General features: G+C 54.3%; 18 protein-coding genes. 7 read left to right on the plus strand and 11 right to left on the minus strand.

The window, feature by feature from the left end:
- Positions 1-60: 60 nt before the first annotated feature.
- Together PUP35_RS09305 and PUP35_RS09310 are read left to right on the plus strand one after the other, a co-directional pair.
- Positions 61-1,041: an MBL fold metallo-hydrolase gene (locus PUP35_RS09305; RefSeq protein WP_274242944.1), complete on the plus strand. Its 981-nt coding sequence runs from the start codon at positions 61-63 to the stop codon at positions 1,039-1,041.
- Between the two features lie 15 nt (positions 1,042-1,056).
- Entirely contained in the window at positions 1,057-1,911 is an 855-nt protein-coding gene (locus PUP35_RS09310; RefSeq protein WP_274242945.1) for an alpha/beta fold hydrolase, read from the plus strand.
- Positions 1,912-1,950: 39 nt separating this feature from the next.
- Here PUP35_RS09310 and PUP35_RS09315 read toward each other — a convergent pair whose 3' ends face one another.
- Together PUP35_RS09315 and manA are read right to left on the minus strand one after the other, a co-directional pair.
- Entirely contained in the window at positions 1,951-3,483 is a 1,533-nt protein-coding gene (locus tag PUP35_RS09315) for a YdgA family protein (protein ID WP_274242947.1), read from the minus strand.
- Positions 3,484-3,582: 99 nt separating this feature from the next.
- A complete protein-coding gene (gene manA / locus PUP35_RS09320; RefSeq protein WP_274242949.1) occupies positions 3,583-4,758 on the minus strand; it encodes a mannose-6-phosphate isomerase in 1,176 nt (391 codons plus the stop codon).
- 199 nt (positions 4,759-4,957) lie between these two features.
- On the opposite strand from manA, the gene fumA reads away from it, so the two are divergent.
- Entirely contained in the window at positions 4,958-6,604 is a 1,647-nt protein-coding gene (fumA, locus tag PUP35_RS09325; protein ID WP_274242951.1) for a class I fumarate hydratase FumA, read from the plus strand.
- Positions 6,605-6,786: 182 nt separating this feature from the next.
- A complete protein-coding gene (gene fumC / locus PUP35_RS09330) occupies positions 6,787-8,181 on the plus strand; it encodes a class II fumarate hydratase (RefSeq protein ID WP_274242952.1) in 1,395 nt (464 codons plus the stop codon).
- On the opposite strand, the gene tus is transcribed toward fumC, so the two are convergent.
- The 7 genes from tus to ydgH all read right to left on the minus strand — a co-directional run bounded on the left by tus (position 8,182) and on the right by ydgH (position 15,159).
- Complete coding sequence (tus, locus tag PUP35_RS09335; RefSeq protein WP_127730550.1) at positions 8,182-9,111, minus strand: DNA replication terminus site-binding protein; 930 nt, start codon at positions 9,109-9,111, stop codon at positions 8,182-8,184.
- A 73-nt stretch (positions 9,112-9,184) separates the two neighbouring features.
- Entirely contained in the window at positions 9,185-10,483 is a 1,299-nt protein-coding gene (gene rstB / locus PUP35_RS09340; protein ID WP_127730552.1) for a two-component system sensor histidine kinase RstB, read from the minus strand.
- Between the two features lie 75 nt (positions 10,484-10,558).
- On the minus strand, positions 10,559-10,819 hold the full coding sequence (locus tag PUP35_RS09345; protein ID WP_115874885.1) for a hypothetical protein: 261 nt from the start codon (positions 10,817-10,819) through the stop codon (positions 10,559-10,561).
- A 237-nt stretch (positions 10,820-11,056) separates the two neighbouring features.
- Positions 11,057-11,773: a two-component system response regulator RstA gene (gene rstA / locus PUP35_RS09350; RefSeq protein ID WP_021241154.1), complete on the minus strand. Its 717-nt coding sequence runs from the start codon at positions 11,771-11,773 to the stop codon at positions 11,057-11,059.
- 110 nt (positions 11,774-11,883) lie between these two features.
- Positions 11,884-12,606: a dihydromonapterin reductase gene (folM, locus tag PUP35_RS09355; RefSeq protein ID WP_111965687.1), complete on the minus strand. Its 723-nt coding sequence runs from the start codon at positions 12,604-12,606 to the stop codon at positions 11,884-11,886.
- Between the two features lie 39 nt (positions 12,607-12,645).
- Positions 12,646-14,028: an amino acid permease gene (locus tag PUP35_RS09360; protein ID WP_115874886.1), complete on the minus strand. Its 1,383-nt coding sequence runs from the start codon at positions 14,026-14,028 to the stop codon at positions 12,646-12,648.
- Between the two features lie 186 nt (positions 14,029-14,214).
- Complete coding sequence (ydgH, locus tag PUP35_RS09365; RefSeq protein ID WP_111965689.1) at positions 14,215-15,159, minus strand: DUF1471 family protein YdgH; 945 nt, start codon at positions 15,157-15,159, stop codon at positions 14,215-14,217.
- Positions 15,160-15,694: 535 nt separating this feature from the next.
- On the opposite strand from ydgH, the gene pntA reads away from it, so the two are divergent.
- Positions 15,695-17,224, plus strand: a complete 1,530-nt coding sequence (gene pntA / locus PUP35_RS09370; RefSeq protein ID WP_115874887.1) for a Re/Si-specific NAD(P)(+) transhydrogenase subunit alpha — start codon at positions 15,695-15,697, stop codon at positions 17,222-17,224.
- 10 nt (positions 17,225-17,234) lie between these two features.
- Complete coding sequence (pntB, locus tag PUP35_RS09375; protein WP_032668239.1) at positions 17,235-18,623, plus strand: Re/Si-specific NAD(P)(+) transhydrogenase subunit beta; 1,389 nt, start codon at positions 17,235-17,237, stop codon at positions 18,621-18,623.
- 64 nt (positions 18,624-18,687) lie between these two features.
- Here pntB and uspE read toward each other — a convergent pair whose 3' ends face one another.
- On the minus strand, positions 18,688-19,638 hold the full coding sequence (uspE, locus tag PUP35_RS09380; RefSeq protein ID WP_032640084.1) for a universal stress protein UspE: 951 nt from the start codon (positions 19,636-19,638) through the stop codon (positions 18,688-18,690).
- 819 nt (positions 19,639-20,457) lie between these two features.
- Between uspE and PUP35_RS09385 the strand changes: the two genes are divergently transcribed.
- Positions 20,458-20,796 carry a hypothetical protein gene (locus tag PUP35_RS09385; RefSeq protein WP_111965692.1) on the plus strand — a complete coding sequence of 113 codons (339 nt, stop codon included), beginning with the start codon at positions 20,458-20,460 and terminating at the stop codon, positions 20,794-20,796.
- A 431-nt stretch (positions 20,797-21,227) separates the two neighbouring features.
- Here PUP35_RS09385 and PUP35_RS09390 read toward each other — a convergent pair whose 3' ends face one another.
- Positions 21,228-21,533: a transposase gene (locus PUP35_RS09390; protein ID WP_111965693.1), complete on the minus strand. Its 306-nt coding sequence runs from the start codon at positions 21,531-21,533 to the stop codon at positions 21,228-21,230.
- Between the last annotated feature and the right edge of the window lie 206 nt (positions 21,534-21,739).

Genomic DNA, 21,739 nt, shown 5'->3' on the forward strand with positions numbered 1-21,739 from the left:
TTAATCGTTACGCTGCCATAGTCTCTTCACAACCTGAAAAAATATCAGTCTGGAGTGAAGATGAAAAAGTTGAAAACGGTTCTGGCGTTCAGCGGCCTGCTCTTTGCAAGCACATCATGGGCAGATGCCCCCGCGCAGGTGAAACAGCAGGTCCCCGGTTATTATCGTCTGGCGATAGGGGAATATGAGGTGACGGCGCTGTTCGACGGCTATAACGATCTTTCGCCTTCCCTACTGCACGGGCTCTCAGGTGACAAGGTTCGCGAACTGTTGGCTCAACACAAAATTGATGCAGAACGCATGCCTACCGCCTTCAACGCGTTTTTGGTCAATACCGGTAAACACCTGGTGATGATTGACAGCGGAGGAGGCCACTGCATGTCGGAAACGGCCGGCCAGCTGGTCAGCAATATAAACGCATCAGGGTATCGTCCTGAGCAGGTCGATACCATTTTCCTGACCCACCTGCATCTTGACCACGTGTGCGGCCTGAGCGATGCAGACGGTAAGGCGCTGTTCCCCAATGCCACCGTCTACGTACCGCAGGGGGAGGCCGACTACTGGCTTGACCCTGCAAAAGAAGCGAGCGCTCCGGCTAACGCGAAGGAGTATTTCGCTATCGCCAGGAATGCGCTGTCTGCGTATAAAGCCACCGGGCATCTTAAAACCTTCGTCCCGCCAGCTTCGCCGATCCCGGAAGTCCAGACGACCTATGCCACTGGTCATACGCCTGGCAGTACCGTTTATCGCTTTGCGTCGCAGGGTACGGCTATCAACTTCATTGGGGATTTGATTCATGCGCCTGCCGTCCAGTTCCCGCACCCTGAAGTGTCTATTCGCTTCGATGTCGATCCGAAAAAAGCCATCTCGTCCCGGACGCAGGAATTTAACGCGCTGGCGAAAGACGGTGAGTGGATGGCCGCAGCGCATTTGCCTTTCCCCGGTTTTGGGCATATCACTGCCGGGCGGCAGGGCTTTAGCTGGAACCCGGTAAATTACGGTCCTTATCAACGTGCGGCCAACGTGCCTCTGCTGAAATAATATGAGGTTATGAACATGAAAAGTTACACTGTAACGGCAAACGGTATCCGTCAGTATGTGGTCGAAGAGGGTGAAGGCGCACCGGTTATTCTCCTGCATGGTTTCCCTGAAACAAACTATGCCTGGCGCTACCAGATACCCGTACTGTCCCGGCACTATCGCGTGATTGCGCCGGATTTACGCGGGTATGGCGAAACGGATAAACCTGCTTCTGGCTATGATAAACGCAACATGGCGCGGGACATCCGGGAACTGATGCGTGTGCTTGGCTTACAGAAAGTGGTACTGGTGGGGCACGATCGCGGCGCGCGCGTCGCGACGCGGTTTGCAAAAGATTACCCTGAACTGGTGGATCGACTGGTGGTGATGGATAACGTGCCAACGCGTATTGTGGCGCGCGATCTGAATGCGTCGATTGCGCGTGCATACTGGTTCTTTCTGTTTCATCTTGTACCAGACCTGCCGGAAGCGCTGATTGCGGGTCGGGAGCATATCTGGCTGCGCCACTTTTTCTCGGACTGGACCTACGATCCGTCTACCATCAGCGGTGAGGCGTTTGATACCTATGTTCGGGCGTATCAGGCACCGGGGGCCGTGCGAGGCGCTATGGCTGACTATCGCGCCAACGCAGAGGATGTGGCGCAGGATATGGCAGACGCTGAGGTGAAAATCATCTGCCCGGTAATGTCGCTGTGGGGAAATGATTTTCATGCGGTCGGCAAGCTTTTCGATATGGAAAGCGTCTGGGCCGAAATGGCGGAGAACCTGCGGGCGCATGGTATTGATGAGTGCGGCCACCTTCCGCAGGAAGAACAGCCTGAGAAAGTTAACGCGCTTCTGCTGGATTTCCTGGCGGGATGGAAAAGCTAGCGGGCAATAAAAAACCCCTCATGCGAGGGGTTTTGCTGTTTACTGCTGCGGTGCCGCCGGTTCGGCTGGCGCTGCCGGTTCAGCCGGTTCCGGCATCCCCAGAGCAGGCATACCAAACATGCCGACGAAGTCTTCCAGCGGCATTTTGTCGCCGTTGAGCGTGACCTGTCCGTTGGCGTACTGCAGGCTGGTGGAAATCGCGTTGTTGTCCACCTTCGTGATGCGGAACATCTGGCCCATTGCCGCCAGGCCTTTCACCTGCTGGTTCGCCAGCTTGCCGGCATCTTCATCGCCGTAGCCTTCCAGCTTCGCAATCTGGGTCATGAACTCGGTTGCCATATCCATCGGAATGGTCAGCTTGCTGTCGAGCGACTTCACGCTGCGATCCACTTCCTGCGCCAGCGTCTGCGGTTCACCCGTTGCGGTGGCCGGATCTTTCAGGAACAGCGACAGGTTGAAGCTGGTTTCGCCTTTGCTGTTTTTCCAGCTCAGCGGCGCAACGGTGACCACCGGCTCACCTTTCAGCAGGATCGGCAGGTTGTTGAACAGCACCGCCATCGCCTGCTGCTGGTAGACTTCCGGGTTTTGCTGCAGTGCGGCATCGGTCAGCAGCGCCTGGCTCTCTTTGCTGTATTTCTGGCTAAACTCGTGCCACGCCTGACCGTCGATATTGCCGATCTTGAGCGAGAGTTTGCCGGTGCCCAGATCCTGATTCTGCACTTTCAGGCTCTTCAGCGTGTAATCCAGCTGGGTATTGATGCTCTTACCATCTTTAGAAACGTCGGATTTTCCGTTGACGTCCATGCCTTCCAGCACGGCCATCTCTTTTCCTTCAACAGCAATGGCGACTTTGTCGAGAGACAGTTTCTGATCGCCGATACGCTCCTGGAAATCGGTCATGCGGCTGTTGCCGTCGGCTTTCAGGTTATTGAAGGTGAGCTGAACTTTTTGGTTATATTCGTTCACGGCGTTGACCAGGCCGCTTTCCGCTTCACCCGTCAGGGAGAACACGTTTCCATCGCGGTCAGCATCGAGTTTGAAGTGACCGCCGCTGAAGGCGACTTTCTCATTCTCTTTCTCGTAGTTCAGCGCTTTCAGAGCAATATCGGAACTCGTGTCACCGGAATAGCTAATGCGGGTATTAATGTCGAAAGGCGATTCATTCTTCGCCAGGTCAAAAAGCGGTTTGGTGACGTCATTATTCACCAGCACGGTATGGACGGACGCCATCGACGGGATCAGGTTAAAGGACTTCAGCTGCGCCAGCGGCAGGGGACCGTGGCTCACCACCTCGTCCAGCACCACGCTCTGGCCCGGTTTCAGCCAGCCGTTTGCAGCACCGGCAACCGGCTTCACTACCAGCTGCATGCGGCTGGTAAACACGCCGCGATGATAGTTCTGGTAGCTCAGCTCAAGGCCCGCCTCCGGCGCGCTGCGCTTAATCTCTCCGTTAGCCTGCGCCACCATCTCAGCCAGACGGCCTTCCAGCTGTTTCCCGGTAAACCAGGAAGCACCCGTCCAGACCACGCCTAACGCTACAATCACTCCAACCGCTACGACCGATTTTTTCATTGCGACTATCCCTAAAATGAAACCAGGCGGTAAAAACCGCCTGGAGATATTAAGCCTGCAACTAGCTTAGCAAGAGTTGTTAAAAAATTCAGTAAGTGGTTAAAGCTTATTGAAAACGCGCGCCAGGCGACCGGTGCCGCTTACGCTAACCGGAGACTCATTGGCTGCAACGAAGGCTGACTCACCGGGCTTAAGCACCAGACGCTGTTCGCCTTTGTTCAGCGTCGCTTCGCCTTCCACGCAGAACAGGATCGCCGCGCTTTCCTGTGCGATGGCGGTTTCGGCCTGGCTCAGGTCGTGCAGGGAAAAGGCAAAATCTTCAACCGGAATCGGGAAGTCCAGCTCTGCGCCGTTTTTCACCGGCTGAGTCAGCAGCTCCGCGGCAGGTTTCGCCACGAACTTCACGTTGGCTACCAGTTCAGGGATGTCGATGTATTTTGGCGTCAGGCCCGCGCGCAGCACGTTATCGGAGTTGGCCATCACCTCCAGCGCCACGCCCTGAAGGTAGGCGTGCGGGGTTTCCGCGAAGAGGAACATCGCTTCACCCGGATTGAGCTTCACCACGTTCAGCAGCAGAGGGGAGAACAGGCCGCTGTCGTCCGGATAGAATTCGGAAATCAGACGGATGGTCTCCCACGGTTCACCTTGCTGGCTGTCCAGGGCGGCTTTCAGCACCGCCAGGGCGTGGGTTTTCTCTTCATCCTGCATATTCAGCAGGCTGGCAAACAGCTGGCTCAGCGCATCGGCGTTCGGGTTTTCAAGGAAATGCGCGATGGCTTTATGGGCACCCGCGACCGGCTGCAGCAGGGAGATAATTTCTGAAAACTCGCGGAACGCGTTCATCGCCAGGAACGGCGTCAGCGCGAACACCAGTTCCGGCTTGTGGTTAGGATCTTTGTAATTACGCTCGGCAGCATCTAATGGAATACCCGCCGCGTTCTCTTTCGCAAACCCGATTTCTGAGGCTTTCTTGTTCGGGTGAACCTGGATGGAGAGCGGCTGGTCAGCGCACAAAACTTTAAACAGGAACGGCAGTTCGCCAAAGCGCTGAGCGACTTTGTCACCCAGCAGCGCGGCTTTATCGGCATTAATCACGTCTCGCAGGCTGCGTACCTGGCCGCTGGCGTCTTCAATTTTTGAGCTGCTCTTCGGGTGCGCACCCATCCACAGTTCCGCCATCGGCAGGTTGTTCGGGTTCGCGATACCGTAGAGATCCGTTAACGCAGTTTTACTTCCCCAGGCGTAGTTTTGCACTGAGTTAATGAGTTTTTGCATTATCAAGCCCTGATTCAATTGTGGAATTAACTCCGGGTATTAAAGCAATAAACCTCATGGAAGTAACCTGTGGATGTAAAAAGTCGTACTAGTCTCAGTTTTTGTTAAAAAATTGTGTAGGATAAGCTGACTCGCTTTTAAGCCGGGCAGCGGAACATCTGCCCTGAATAAACAGACCGAAGCAGTAAGTGAGAGACCAATGTCGAATAAACCCTTCCATTATCAGGATCCTTTCCCCCTCAGTAAGGATCAGACCGAGTATTACCTGTTAACCCGCGATCACGTCTCCGTCTCTGAATTTGAAGGACAAGAGATCCTCAAGGTGGATCCGCAGGCGCTGACGCTGCTGGCGCAGCACGCTTTCCACGACGCCTCGTTTATGCTCCGTCCTGCGCATCAGCAGCAGGTGGCCGATATTCTGAGCGACCCGGAAGCCAGCGAAAACGATAAGTACGTTGCCCTGCAGTTCCTGCGTAACTCTGATATCGCGGCGAAAGGCATTCTGCCAACCTGTCAGGATACCGGCACGGCGATCATCGTCGGTAAAAAAGGGCAGCGCGTCTGGACCGGCGGCGGTGACGAAGCGGCGCTGGCATACGGCGTTTATAACACCTACACCGAAGACAACCTGCGCTATTCGCAAAACGCGGCGCTGGACATGTATAAAGAGGTCAACACCGGCACCAACCTGCCTGCACAGATTGACCTCTACAGCGTCGACGGGGATGAGTACAAATTCCTCTGTATCGCCAAAGGCGGCGGTTCGGCCAACAAAACCTATCTCTATCAGGAAACCAAAGCGCTGCTCACCCCGGGTAAGCTGAAGAACTACCTGGTTGAGAAGATGCGCACCCTCGGTACCGCGGCGTGCCCGCCGTACCATATCGCGTTTGTGATTGGCGGCACGTCGGCTGAAAGCACGCTGAAGACCGTGAAGCTGGCCTCAACCAAATACTACGACGGCCTGCCAACCGAAGGTAACGAGCACGGCCAGGCGTTCCGCGACGTTCAGCTTGAGCAGGAGCTTCTGGAAGAAGCGCGTAACCTGGGTCTTGGCGCGCAGTTTGGCGGCAAATACTTTGCCCACGACGTGCGCGTGATCCGTCTGCCACGTCACGGTGCTTCCTGTCCGGTCGGGATGGGCGTCTCCTGCTCTGCGGATCGCAACATCAAGGCGAAGATCAACCGCGAAGGCGTGTGGATCGAAAAACTGGAAAACAACCCGGGCAAATACATTCCGGAAGAGCTGCGCAAAGCGGGCGAGGGGGAAGCGGTCCGCGTTGACCTGAACCGTCCGATGAAAGAGATTCTGGCGCAGCTTTCGCAGTATCCGGTCTCGACCCGTCTCTCCCTGAACGGCACGATTATCGTGGGCCGCGACATCGCGCACGCGAAGCTGAAAGAGCGCCTGGACAACGGCGAAGGGCTGCCGCAGTACATTAAAGATCACCCGATCTACTACGCGGGCCCGGCGAAAACGCCTGAAGGCTACGCCTCTGGCTCGTTAGGCCCAACCACGGCGGGCCGTATGGACTCGTACGTTGACCAGCTGCAGGCCAACGGCGGCAGCATGATCATGCTCGCGAAAGGCAACCGCAGCCAGCAGGTGACGGACGCCTGCCACAAGCACGGCGGCTTCTACCTCGGCAGCATCGGCGGCCCGGCTGCGGTTCTGGCGCAGGGCAGCATCAAGAGCCTGGAGTGCGTGGAATACCCGGAACTGGGGATGGAAGCAATCTGGAAAATTGAAGTGGAAGATTTCCCGGCGTTCATCCTCGTGGATGACAAAGGCAACGACTTCTTCAAGCAGATCCAGTCGTCCCAGTGTTCGGCGTGTGTGAAGTAAATCTGTAAATTGCCGGGTGGCGCTGACGCTTACCCGGCCTGGATTTTCGTAGGTCGGGTAAGGCGCAGCCGACACCCGACATCAAAAAGAGCGCACAAAGCGCCATAACGTTTCTCAGAAGTCATCAATACTTATCCCTTAAGCATGTGAGCTATCCCTCTTTTGTTATCAAGGAGAAAGTAATGACCACGGTACGCCATGAGAAAGACTCGATGGGCGCCATCGACGTCCCGGCCGACAAGCTATGGGGCGCGCAAACCCAGCGTTCGCTGGAGCATTTCCGTATCTCGACTGAAAAAATGCCCGTCTCGCTGATTCAGGCGCTGGCGCTCACCAAACGTGCAGCCGCGAAAGTGAACCAGGATTTAGGCCTGCTGACGGCAGACAAAGCGACCGCCATCATCAACGCCGCCGACGAAGTGCTGGCGGGCAAGCATCCCGATGAATTTCCCCTCGCTATCTGGCAGACCGGTTCCGGCACCCAGAGCAATATGAACATGAACGAAGTGCTGGCGAACCGGGCAAGCGAACTGCTGGGCGGCGTGCGCGGCATGGAGCGCAAGGTTCACCCGAACGATGACGTCAACAAAAGCCAGAGTTCTAACGACGTCTTCCCGACGGCCATGCACGTGGCGGCGGTGATTGCTATCCGCGAGCAGCTTATCCCGCAGCTCAACGTCCTGAAGTCTACGCTCAACGAGAAGGCGCAGGCCTTCCGCGACATCGTCAAAATTGGCCGTACGCACCTGCAGGACGCCACGCCGCTGACGCTCGGCCAGGAGATTTCCGGCTGGGTGGCGATGCTGGAACACAACCTGAAGCATATTGAGAACAGCCTGCCGCATCTGGCGGAGCTGGCGCTCGGCGGGACGGCGGTTGGGACCGGGTTGAACACCCATCCGGAGTATGCGGTGCGCGTGGCGGAGGAGCTGGCAAACATCACCGGGCAGCCGTTCGTCACGGCGCCCAACAAGTTCGAGGCGCTGGCGACCTGCGATGCGCTGGTCCACACCCACGGCGCGCTGAAAGGGCTGGCGGCCTCGCTGATGAAAATCGCCAACGACGTGCGCTGGCTGGCCTCGGGCCCGCGCTGCGGCATCGGTGAAATCAGCATTCCGGAAAACGAGCCGGGCAGCTCCATCATGCCGGGTAAAGTCAACCCGACCCAGTGCGAGGCCATGACCATGCTCTGCTGCCAGGTATTGGGCAACGACGTGGCCGTCAACCTGGGCGGTGCGTCCGGCAACTTCGAGCTGAACGTCTATCGCCCGATGGTGATCCACAACGTTCTGCAATCGATTCGTCTGCTGGCGGACGGCATGGAGAGCTTTAATGAACACTGCGCGGTGGGGATCGAGCCAAACCGCGAGCGCATCAGCCAGCTGTTGAACGAATCGCTGATGCTGGTGACCGCGCTCAATACCCATATTGGCTACGACAAAGCCGCCGAGATCGCCAAAAAAGCGCACAAGGAGGGGCTGACGCTGAAAGACTCCGCCCTGGCGCTGGGCTATCTGACGGAGGCGGATTTCGATGCCTGGGTACGTCCCGAGGCGATGGTTGGCAGCCTGAAATAATCAACTCGCTACGTACAGGTGCAGCCGCGGAATAATCAGCTGAAGCGGCTGCGCCTGAGGTCGGTAACGGTGCTGGACATTTTCAGCATCGTAATTCAGCAATTCACCAATATCCGGCACTATGGCCCCCCGATCGTCATCATAGAGCGCAATCAGCGGCGTTGGGCAGGCATACTGCACCTGTTTTTGCTGGCCGGAATACCAGACGCGGGCGATAGGCTGAACCTTCACCGGGCGCTTAATTTTGAGGCGCGTATCCGCCGGCAGCGAGGCGATGCTGTGGTACTCCTGTTCGAGGCGCTCAATCCACTGCTCACGCGACCACGGCGCGACGGTGCGCGGCGTCTTCAGGCTCTTTTCCAGCTGCGCCAGAATTTCATCCCGGGTGAAGTTTTTAATGATGTGCTTATTCGCCCAGCCGAAGCGCAGCGTGGCGGGATGACGCAGTACCGTCAGCGTGCGATAGGCATTCAGGGTAATTAACCCCGGAAGCTGACGGTGCACCCACTCAAACCGGGCGGCGGGGGCCAGGCCCGACTCTTCGGTAACGATTTTCTCAAATACCGCTTTCAGGCTGTTTATATGGGTAATCTGGCTTTCCAGCGCGTCGCGCGCTGCGGCATCGGTTTGCAGGCAGATCACGCCGGGCAGCCGCACCGCCGCTTTGCTGCTGCGCTGTTCAGACTGCTGCTGGATAAAAAAATGGCGATAGTGCTTCATCGCCAGCTCCAGTGCGGCCTTGCCGATGTGCTGCTTCACGTCGATGGTGTCCAGCGGATCGTGCTCGGCTCCTTTGACCACCTCGGGCAGGGTAAATACGCGCGCGGCCAGCAGGCGGCAGGTCTGCAAACGTTCTGTCAGGGTTAGCAGCTCGTGTTCTATTTCCCGGAACGTGCTGTTCAGCCGTTCGATGAGATCGTAGGTCGCCATAAATACTCTCATTAGTTACAACATACTTATCATATAGCACAGCACGCCGGGTCAGGCCAGCGTGCGCTTGAAGTCAGACAGGGACGGGAAGGGCGATGTTATGGTACACCGGCCAGCTAAAGCAGAAGCGCGCGCCGCCGAGCTCGCTCTCCTCGCAATGCACCGTACCGCCCATGGCCTGGGCGATAGAGTAGACAATGGCCAGCCCCAGGCCGCATCCTCCGGTGGCGCGATCGCGGCTGGGATCGAGGCGGACAAACGGTTCAAACACGGTTTCGCGTGCCTCCGGGGCAATCCCCGGTCCGTCATCCTCTACCGTCAGGCTGGCCTGGTTTCCCTGCAAATCCAGCCCAATCTGCAGCGTACTTTCGCTGTAGCGCATGGCGTTGTTCATCAGGTTGTCCAGCACGCGCTCCATCAGGCGCATATCAAGCGCGCCGTAATCACCCGGCGTGACGCGCGTTAACAGCGTGCGCTGCGGGTTTACGCTCTGAACATCGTCAATATGGGTTTGCAGCCACGCGGGCAGATCCGGCGTGCTGAGGTTCAGTTCGTTTTGCGGGCGATCGAGGCGCGCATAGGTCAGCAGCTCCTCAATCAGCGCTTCGAGCTGGCCAATATCGCGGTTCAGAGCCTGAGACTCCGCTTCCGTCAGATTCTCGCTCATCTCCAGACGATAGCGCAGGCGCACCAGCGGCGTGCGCAGCTCATGTGCAATCCCGTCGATCAGCTGTTTCTTACTGGCTATCAGGGCATTAATGTTATCGGCCATCTGGTTAAAGGCCACGCCAAGGCGTTCAAAGCTGGAACCGCTGTCGAAGTGAATACGTTCGGTGAAATGCCCTTCGCCAAAACGCTGCGCGGCGGATTCCAGTTTCAGCATGTCCTGCCAGTGGGGGCGCATCCAGATAAAAACCGGAAAAGCGAGCGAAATGGCGATAAAGGCCATCAGCGCCATGTCCAGCAGACGCATCTGGTGCAGATAATAGAGATAGGGCACCGGCCCGACGGCAAGCACGTAATGGCTGCGAGGAATACGCTGGATAAAGGTGTATTTCTCATCCAGCGCGACGATGTCCCCGTCGCGCAGACGCTGCATGGCGGGCGGGTCCAGATCGAAATCTTTCAACGGCTCGATGCGTAAATCGAATGACAGATTCAGATCCAGCTCTTTCAGGGTTTTCGCCCAGTCGTGTGGCGGGATCTCTCTTAGCTCGCTGCGCATCAGATAGAGCGAGCTTTTCATCAGATCGTCCAGCGACTGCCTGCCCGCACGTTCGGCGGTAAATTTATAAACCAGCCCGACCAGCATGGTCATCACCAGGAAGCAGACAAACAGTAAAAGATAAAACTGCACAAACAGCTTTTTCATTGGATCTCACCGCAAAAACGCTATGTGCAGAATATACATGAAAACCCTTCGAGTTTTTCACGTCTGTCGAGCGTGTTATATGGCTTTCGCGCTGTTTTTTACCTTGGCGATGAGTTTTTCGGTCATCGCCAGTCCTTCAGCAATATGCGTATCAATCACATCCGTCCCGTATTCGCTGATGAGGTCCAGCAGTATTTCGTAAGACTGGATGAGTTCCAGCAGGTCAAAGAGCGCTTTTTGATCGGTTCGTGAGGGGGAGACGTGGTTAAGGGTTGCCTGATTAACAATCCACTCAAGATTGGTTTTTATCGCTTCTACCTGACCGTAGCTATACATATGTCATGGGCTTAAATCCTCATTTCAAGATTTATTGGAGAGATGTCGTGAAAGCTTCACGGCGAAAATGAGTAAAACGATCGCAAGAGCGGGGCGAGCTGAAGAAAGGAGAGTCGAGAAGGTAATTATGGAATAGTTCGCGTGCTTAGCAAGTAAATTGTTGCGCAAACGTAAAAATAAACATACGAAAGAGAAGGCATCGTCGCGCAATGCCTTCATTTCTTTCAGGTTATCTTCTCAGGTTTCCCACGCATGTGGGGCAAACAGATAACCCTTATTACGCACGGTTTTAATGCGGTAGGGCTCGGTGGCGTTATCCTGCAGTTTTTTGCGCAGACGCGAAATCGCCACGTCAACGCTGCGGTCCATTCCGTCATAGCTCACGCCACGCAGGTTTTTCAGCAGCGCGTCACGGTCCATAATCTGTCCGGCATGCGTTGCCAGCTCCCACAGCAGGTCAAAATCTGCGGTAGAAAGGGCGATAAGTTCGCCAGAGAGCAGCACCTGACGATTAATCGGATCAATAGACAGCGTCCCGAAGCGCATCGCTTTGTGCGGCGTCAGAGACGGCGCCGGTGCTTCGCGTTCGATACTGGCGTGCTGGCGTAAATGGAGGCGCAGGCGAGCAAGCAGGACGGCAGGCGGTGTGGTTTTCAGAATGTAGTCATTGGCACCCATCTCCAGCGACAAAATGTGGTTCATATCGCTGTCCAGCGAGGTGAGCAGGACAATAGGGCCCTCCCACCGGGCGCGCAGGTCACGGCAGAGCGTCATGCCGTCTTTGCCTGGCAACATGATATCCAGCAGCACCAGATCCGGGTTTTCACGGACGACCACCTCTTCGGCACGATCGCCGCGAGGTTCAACAATGACGTCCATATCATGTTTACCCAGATAGGCGGCGATCAGCTGCCCGACTTCGGGTTCGTCTTCAACATAAACAATCTTATTCATACAGCGTCTGTTTTCGTGAAAAAAGCCAACATACACCGCGAAACCTTAACCTTCCATTAATCTTTCTAAATTAACGCCGGTTCCGTAATTCTGGCTGTTATTCGCTTTCACTAGCGCAGCGGACGGCCACCGTCCACGGCAAAGGTTCTGCCGGTGACGTAGCAGCTGGTGAGCAGGTAATCCACGAGGTCGATGACCTCTTTCTCGCCGGGGGCGATTTTCATGAGCGACTTATTCAGCGCCTGCTGGCGATACTCTGCATCATCGTTTTCGTTAAACAAAATCATCGCCGGGGCGATGGCGTTCACCTTCACCTCCGGGGCGAGCTTGCGGGCAAACGAGCGGGTCATGTTATCCAGCGCGGCTTTACTGGCCGCGTAGGCGATGTGCTTGTCGCTGCCGCGCTCCACTACATAATCGGTGAAATGAATGATGTCGCCCGCAGCGTGCCCGTGGCCGCGCAGCAGGTCCTGCAGAGCGTGGTTAAGCAGATAAGGGGCATTGACGTGGATCTGCAGCATGGAGGAGAGCGTTTCGCTAAGTGACGTACCGGGTTTTTCGGCACGCCATGCGCTGGCGTTATGGATCACGGCGCGCAGACCCGTCGTGGTGGCTTTTACCGTTTCCGCGAAAGCCAGAATGCCTTCATCGGTTGAAAAATCAGCCTGAATGCAGACCGCCCCCGCTTTGCGTAACCCTTCAATCGACGGGTATTCCGTACGGTAGCTGACAATGACCGGATGGCGAAGGTTGAGAAAGTGATGGGCGAGGGCGAGGCCGATACGGCGGCCTCCACCGGTAATCAGTATTGGGCGAAGCGGTGCATTTCCCATCGTATTCTCCTTTACAGTTCAACAATGGGAAAGGCGATGCTATCCCATTAACATCCAGGTTGCCGGTAGGGCAGCAACCAGTAACAGTCCAATCAATGCCATCTCACGGCGTTTCAGCGCGTTCTCCAGCTGATGCGTGCGGCGGGCATAGATAAACACCAGCAGACCCGGTGCGTACAGCACTACCGACAGTAGCAGATGCATAGGACCGGAAGCATACAACAACCACAGGCCGTAAATACAGGCTCCGACACCCACAACATAATGCGCCGGGCGTGTGGCAATTTTTAACAGATACGCACCCACTAAGAAATAGGGTACCAGAATCATCTCCGAGGCGATGGTCAGCAGGGTGTTATAGTCTGAACCTGTGAGCCAGATCAGCACCAGACAGACCTGAACGCTGATGTTGGTCAGCCAGAGCGATGCCGACGGCGCGCTGTTTTGGTTTTGACGGGCGAACAGGCGTGGAAACGCTTTGTGCGTCGCGGCCAGGAAAGGCACTTCAGCCGCCATGATGGTCCAGCTCAGGTACGCGCCGCAGACGGAGATGATAAGGCCAGCCGCAATCACCACGTCGCCCCAGGGGCCGAGCATTTTCACCATCAGCCCTGCCATTGACGGGTTACGCATTTCAGCCAGTTCAGGACGCGCCACCACGCCCAGCGACAGCAGCGTTACCAGCAGATAGACCCCGAGCGCAGCGAGTACGGCCAGCAGCGTGGCGCGGCCCACATCGCGTTTATTTCGGGCTCGGGCAGAAACCACGACCGCGCCTTCTACACCGATGAACACCCACAGGGTAATCAGCATCGTGTTTTTCACCTGCTCCCAGACGGGGACGCCCAGCGCAACGCCGCTGAAATCAAGCTTAAACACGTCCATACGGAACGCAATGAAGGCCAGAACGATAAACAGGCCGAGCGGAACCAGCTTCGCGAGCGTCGCCACCAGGTTGATGCTGGCGGCCGTTTGTACGCCACGTAACACCAGCCAGTGGACGAACCACAATAACACCGAGGCACCCACAATAGACTGCCAGGTATTTCCGTCGCCAAAGAGGCGCAACTCAGGCGTGTCGGTAAAGAAACTGAGCGCCGAGAAGACGATTACCAGATAGGAGACGTTGGCGATAACGGCACACAGCCAGTATCCCCACGCGGAACAGAAGCCAATCAGCTCGCCGAAACCTTCACGCGCATAGGTGAAAATACCGCCGTCCAGATCCGGGCGAATGCGGGTGAGCAGCAGCATAGCGAAGGCCAGCAGCAATATTCCGACACCCGTAATGCCCCAGCCAATGATGAGCGCAGAAGGGCTCGCGACTGCCGCCATATTTTGCGGCAAACTGAATACGCCCGCACCCAGCATTGAGCTTAAAACGAGTGCAGTCAGAGCACTCAGGCCAAGTTTCTTTTCCATTGGCTTCCTGTTATGAAAGGTCAAAATCCAGAATAATTATTTCGCTCAGGCGCATAAAAATGGTGGATCACACTAAGGCGCGGGATTTTACGGAGTGTAACGAAAGCATGCAATGACGTGAGGCAGAAATTCAAAAAAAGTAACAAAAAAAGGCGGCATTGCGCCGCCTTTCGTAAACGACTTTTGTTACTTGTACAGATCGGCGCTGATGGTCACGTTGTTACCACGTTCCTGCCACTGGCGGGTGATGTGGTAGTACTTCGCACCTTTCTTCGCCGCACGCTTCGCGACCTGGTAAGAGACTTCCGTCATGTTGCCGTAGTTACCGGTAAATTTGATGCTGTCGAACGGCACCATCTGCGCTGCAGTGGCGTTGTTCAGCTCTTCAATTTTGGTACCGTCCGGCAGCGTAACGGAGTAACGGCCACCTTTCGTGGACTGCGTTTCAAAGAAACGACCCACTTCAGCGCTTGGGGCCGCCGTCGTTGCGACGCCTGGAATTTCAACTTTCTTCGCGGCTTCGCCGCCTTTCGCTATCGCCGCGCGACCCGCTTCTGAATTCGCCGGGATGGCATCCGGGCTTTGCAGAACACGTTTTTTCGCATCTTTTTTATAGATGAACGCGGTAATGCGCTGGTTGCCACCCTGGTTAGCATCGACCTGACGCACGATGTAGAAAGAATAAGCTCCTTTCTCTTTCGCGGCTTTGGTGATGGCATCGTTCACTTCTGGCTGGCTGCGGTAAAAGCCCTGAACGGTGACGGTGTCGTAGGGTTCCAGCTCAATCGCCTGATCTTTCGGCAGTTCAACAACACCGTTGATCACGCGGTTTTTCGGTGCGTCAGCTTTTGGCGCATTGTCTTTGAATAGCGCGATGGTCACGCGCAGGTTACCGCTGTTGCCGTAATCTGACTGGTCAACGACATAAAACGAGGCCGCCCCGTTTTTATCAGCAGCTTTTGATGCAGCGGCGACGGCGTCGCCAATAGAATTATAACGACCCACAATGACCGTATGGTCAAAAGGTTTTAACGCTGCCGCTTGCTCCGGCGTTAACTCTGTTGCGGCATTCGCAGACAGGGCGGTCGCGGAAAGAAGTGCGGACGCCAGGAGTGTGTTCTTAAGCTTCATAAAAATGATCCTTCGCCTTGCGCAAACCATGTACTGGTATTGTTGTTAATTTGAGACGGTCCCGATTATTGCATTTAAAACCCGTCGCTGTCTGCGCCATTTTTCACTGCCTGTGCTCACTGAATCACCTTATTCGATAACATTTAGTGATATGTTGAAAAAACACGCGTTTGACAAGTAAAACTGATAAAGCATATGACTTTTACAAGTTAATTTAATGTTAATAAGTTGTTCTCTTACGGCGCTATATCATGTTTTTACCGCTTCGCTTGCGCGATTTATCGGTTCCGGCGATGAATTTAAGGTAAATATCACTGTCAGTGACGCCGATCGCTTATTTTTCACAGATAAAGTAAGAAATAGTGTTTTCTGGCGGTAGATCACGGGCGCTATTTTCAGTAGGTTATAGACAGTTTGTTACTGTTTTATTTTCCGGGGTTAATCATATCTCGTCGCTGGTGCGATGGTGAAAATTGATACAAATCGCGGGCATTTATCGATAAACCATCATCAAGAACCGATGGAAGGGAAAACTATGCGTATTGGGGTACCAAAAGAACGGTTAGCCAATGAAACCCGCGTAGCGGCAACACCGAAAACGGTGGAGCAACTGCTTAAGCTGGGTTTTACGGTCGCGGTTGAAAGCGGCGCGGGCAAACTGGCGAGTTTCGATGACGAGGCCTTTATCCAGGCTGGCGCGGAAGTGGTCGACGGTGCTGACGTCTGGCAGTCTCAGGTGATTCTGAAGGTCAATGCACCGGAAGAGGGTGAGATTGCGCTGTTGAATCCGGGGACAACCCTGGTGAGCTTCATCTGGCCTGCACAAAACCCGGAGCTGATGGAGAAGCTGGCAGCCCGTGGCGTGACCGTAATGGCGATGGACTCCGTGCCGCGCATTTCGCGCGCGCAGTCGCTGGATGCCTTAAGCTCCATGGCAAACATCGCTGGCTACCGCGCCATTGTTGAAGCAGCCCACGAGTTTGGTCGCTTCTTTACCGGTCAAATCACCGCCGCGGGTAAAGTCCCTCCGGCGAAAGTCATGGTGATTGGCGCGGGCGTGGCGGGCCTTGCTGCAATCGGTGCGGCAAATAGCCTGGGCGCTATCGTACGTGCCTTTGACACCCGTCCTGAAGTAAAGGAACAGGTTCAGAGTATGGGAGCCGAATTCCTTGAGCTGGACTTCAAGGAAGAAGCCGGCAGCGGCGATGGTTACGCGAAGGTGATGTCCGAAGCCTTTATCAAAGCCGAAATGGAACTCTTCGCCGCTCAGGCGAAAGATGTCGACATTATTGTCACCACAGCGCTTATCCCGGGTAAACCTGCGCCAAAGCTGATTACCCGTGAGATGGTTGATTCCATGAAGCCGGGCAGCGTGATTGTCGACCTGGCCGCCCAAAACGGCGGTAACTGTGAATATACCGTACCGAATCAGGTGACCACGACCGCTAACGGCGTGAAGGTGATCGGCTATACCGATCTGCCGGGCCGTCTGCCAACGCAGTCTTCTCAGCTGTACGGCACTAACCTCGTCAACCTGCTTAAGCTGCTCTGCAAAGAGAAAGACGGCAACGTCACCGTTGATTTCGACGATGTGGTGGTGCGCGGTGTGACCGTGGTCCGTGAAGGTGAAATTACCTGGCCTGCGCCGCCTATTCAGGTTTCTGCTCAGCCTCAGGCGGCACCAAAAGCGGCGCCTGAGCCAAAAGAACCTGCTAAACCGGCTTCACCGTGGCGTAAATACGCGATCATGGCGCTGGTAATTATTCTGTTCGGCTGGCTGGCTGACGTCGCGCCAAAAGAGTTCCTCGGCCATTTTACCGTCTTCGCGCTCTCCTGCGTCGTAGGCTACTACGTGGTGTGGAACGTCTCCCATGCTCTGCATACCCCGCTGATGTCGGTAACCAACGCCATCTCCGGGATCATCGTGGTGGGGGCGTTACTGCAGATTGGTCACGGCGGCTGGATCAGCTTCCTGAGCTTTATCGCGGTGCTGATCGCCAGTATCAATATTTTCGGTGGTTTCACCGTGACTCAGCGCATGCTGAAAATGTTTCGTAAAGGCTAAGGGGTAGCATATGTCTGGAGGATTAGTGACAGCCGCATACATTGTTGCTGCAATCCTGTTTATTTTCAGTCTGGCGGGGCTTTCCAAACACGAAACGTCTCAGCAGGGGAATAACTTTGGTATCGCCGGGATGGCGATTGCGCTGATTGCCACCATCTTCGGGCCGGATACCGGCAACGTAGCGTGGATCCTGGTGGCGATGATCATCGGCGGCGCGATTGGTATTCGTCTGGCAAAACGCGTTGAAATGACCGAGATGCCGGAGCTGGTTGCCATTCTGCACAGCTTTGTGGGTCTGGCCGCGGTGCTGGTGGGCTTCAACAGCTACCTGTATCACGAACCGGGTCTGGAACCGATTCTGGTCAATATCCACCTGACTGAAGTGTTCCTGGGTATCTTCATCGGTGCGGTGACCTTCACGGGCTCCATTGTCGCGTTCGGTAAACTGCGCGGGAAGATCTCCTCTAAACCGCTGATGCTGCCAAACCGTCATAAGCTGAACCTGGCGGCGCTGGTGGTGTCATTTGTTCTGCTGGTGGTCTTCGTGCGTACCGAAAGCGTCGGTCTGCAGGTGCTGGCGTTGCTGGTAATGACCATCATCGCGCTGGCATTCGGCTGGCACCTGGTGGCATCCATCGGTGGTGCGGATATGCCGGTTGTTGTCTCAATGCTGAACTCCTACTCCGGTTGGGCGGCAGCGGCGGCAGGCTTTATGCTGAGCAACGACCTGCTGATCGTCACCGGTGCGCTGGTGGGTTCTTCCGGTGCGATCCTGTCTTATATCATGTGTAAGGCGATGAACCGTTCGTTCATTAGCGTAATCGCCGGTGGTTTCGGGACAGATGGCTCTTCTTCCAGTGCTGATGAAGAAGTGGGTGAGCACCGTGAAATTTCTGCGGAAGATACCGCAGACATGCTGAAAAACTCGCATTCCGTTATCATCACCCCTGGCTACGGCATGGCGGTGGCACAGGCGCAGTATCCGGTTGCGGAAATCACCGAGAAGCTGCGCGCGCGGGGCATCAAGGTTCGCTTTGGTATTCACCCGGTGGCAGGGCGTCTGCCGGGCCACATGAACGTGCTGCTGGCGGAAGCGAAAGTACCTTACGACATCGTGCTGGAAATGGATGAGATCAACGATGATTTCGCCGACACCGACACCGTGCTGGTCATTGGTGCCAACGATACCGTTAACCCTGCTGCACAGGACGATCCGGGTAGCCCAATCGCCGGTATGCCGGTTCTGGAAGTGTGGAAGGCGCAGAACGTAATCGTCTTCAAACGTTCTATGAATACCGGTTATGCCGGGGTGCAGAACCCGCTGTTCTTCAAAGAGAATACCCACATGCTGTTTGGCGATGCTAAAGCCAGCGTGGATGCGATTCTGAAAGCGCTGTAAGTTGCGCTGAAACGAAAAAACCGCCGAATTTGGCGGTTTTTTTATTGTCGGGCGGCGTCAGGTGTTAATCGTCTTCCGGATCGTCCAGCTCAACCGGCGTCTGGTACTCATCCGGCTTAATGACCAGCAGGTCGCAGCGCAGATGGTCGATCACCTGTTCGGCGGTATTGCCGAGGAAGGCGGCAGAAATACCGGTCCGGCCAATGGTGCCCAGCACCACAATCCCCGCCTGCAGGTGTTCCGCCAGGTCCGGGATCACCTCTTCAGGCAGCCCTTTTTCCACGTGGGTCATTTTCTCATCAATGCTAAATTTCTGGCGCAGCGCTTTCATGGCCAGCAGATGCTGACCGCGGATCGCGTCGTTGTACACGCTCGGGTCAAATTCAGGTAGCTCAATGGCAATGTTAATAGGGGTGACCGGATAGGCACCTACCAGGTGCACTTCAGTATGATTGACCTGGTCGGCAAGCTGGATGGTCTCCTTCACCAGCTTCTCGTTCAGGGAGTTGTGGTAATCCTCTTCGCTAGCGAGGTTTACCGCCACAACGGCTTTCCCGCCTTCAGGCCACGGCTGGTCTTTCACCATCCAGACCGGGCAAGGGCATTTGCGCAGCAGGTGCCAGTCGGTCGGGGTGAAGATCACGGATTCCAGCTTGTCGTGCTGGTGCGCCATCTTCAGCAGCAGATCGTGCCCACCGGCGACAACTTCCTGGATGATGGCTTCGAAAGGTCGGTTGTGCCAGACCACTTTAATATCAATGGGAACACCCGCTTCCAGGTAATACTTCGCCTGTTCTCGGATCCACGCGGTACGCTGGCTGATGACGCCCTGACGCATAGCGGTTCGCTCGTCAGGCGACAGAAGGGTGGTCATCTCATACGAGAAGTCATAGATCGGCAAAAACGCTTTGATTTTGCCACCAATCCGTTGATGTAAATACACAGCACGTCGTAATGCCGGCTGATCGTCCTGGTTCGGATCGATAGCTACCAGCATGTTTTGATACTTGGCCATACAGGTCTCCTTACTACTGTCACCACAGTCTGTAATTAAAAGAGTAACCTATATATCCTGAATGAAACAGAGGGGAGGTTTTGCCAGATCAATAAATCATGCAAATTTATTGGTTCGTACTGCTGCATGATGAATGTAAAGATTTTCTTGGGCTTCAAATCGTTATGGGGGCGCGTCAGGGGCATATTGACAAGAATCCTCCTGTTAATAACAGCAACCTGGTCCTTATCCATATCACCGTTCCACTTTGCACCGACCTCATAAACCATCCGTGAATCCTCATGTCCCCTCGGTGTCGCTACAAACGAAGGATGTGCACATGCATAAAGTGACCAGCAGGCATGGTGTGTCTCGACTGATGGGGACCGTTCTCTGATTCCTGCCCTACGTAATCCATTCTTCCATCCGTAGGACAGAGAACCTGCCTTTGTTGTCGAGCGCTGGTCGGTTACAAATACTGTCCTGATGCGCTGCGTTTCGGTTTTTCCATGTTCGCGGCGATTTTCAGGTTGCTGTTTTATCTTAGATAGGTTGTACAAGAGTTCTGCTCTTTCAGAGCATCACTTTATGTAGCAATCGCTTGCTGGGAAGAGAAACCGTTTACGAGCCAAGGTTTGTGGCAGCGAAATAAATTTAGCCGCTTTTATTCGTCGGCATTACCTGGTGTCGTTGCCCAGTAAGCCAGGGAGAGGGCGCATGGACAGGATGTGCAAGGAATAAATATCATAATGATACCAAATTTTAGTAGGGTGATCAGCCTTAGTCTGATGTTTCTTTTTATGATAGAAGTTATCTGACACATTTAATCGAGTAAAATTCATGAAAAAGATCGTACTTGCATTATTTATCACTACAGTAAGCCTTTCAGTTCATGCCACTGATAACACGAAATCCTTGTCTGATGAGGTGTTATCATATCAAGCCGAACTAATTTGCAGTCCTAAATTCAGAGAAGAAGCCGCAAAACCAGACTTTAAGATTAAAAAAGGATTGATTAACGCAACTGATCCTACTCCTTTCAATGAAGACGTTCTGAAAGCTTATCAGGAAGTAGTGAAGGAACATCCGGGGATTGAGAAAATCGTAGTCGACCCTAAAAATGTTGACGCGTGTAAACCAAACGTCATTGAAAAATACCGTAAAAAACATCCGCTTTAAAAACGAACTGACCAGAGCTTAAGCCAGGCTAATTAAATTTAAATGGTATGGTGTGTATCTTTACGAGATGCTCGACAGGCTAACGTTTACAGGCCGTACCATATAACTTTTGGACGTACTTGAACTTTTATCATGATACGTCGATAAATTTACCGAAGTTAGCGATCCCCATTACATCGAAATGGCAGTGACAAACTACAAATGACAATTGTTTTCATCCCCGCATTGATAGCTATCTTGGTTGCAAAAGAACGGGAATCTGGTCGTGCACTAACGCAGCAAGAGAAAGGAATGCTCCACTTTGGAGGGCAGGGCATTCAGCTGCAGTGGCAGATGAAGCGATAAATGCTGTCGCGGCTGTATACGACAAAATATACAGATCTGCTAAAAGTTCGGTAAAATTTGCTAATGCCCTGGCCCGTTTTGCGCCATTACCTGACGTTGTATTCTCTAATGTTAGCCCCGTTAATGCTATATATGCCTGTTCGCTTAATCCGCTTGCCATTTTTATCCGTAATAGTAGCGGTTAGGGTGCTGCAGCGAATGGAATGACTCTCATCAATAACCAGCCTAATGGCTTCTAAAGGATCTTCTACCTCAACAAGATCCACAGTCTTATCCAGACCGAATGGCACAAGGTGGAAGGCTGTTTTCCCCGATGATTTTCTGGTTATTTTCACGGGATACAGTACGTCTCCACTTTTATGAATAAATTCAAGGCGTTCAATGTAAATCATGGCGATTCTCCTGGTTTGTCTGCATGAATATACAAACCGAAGATAGGAGATACAATATAAATAAATAGGGAAATCTAAAATAGCCTAACATGACGTGTAATACATTGAATTATTTGCGTAATCTTATAAAGCGCATGCAAAAAATCGAATCGTTTACTAGCCTTATTGCCAGCTGACGTGACCTGCGCCCTATGACTCAAGAAACG

This window comes from Enterobacter sp. S-33 (genome assembly GCF_028735835.1).
GTDB classification, from domain to species: Bacteria; Pseudomonadota; Gammaproteobacteria; order Enterobacterales; family Enterobacteriaceae; genus Enterobacter; species Enterobacter vonholyi.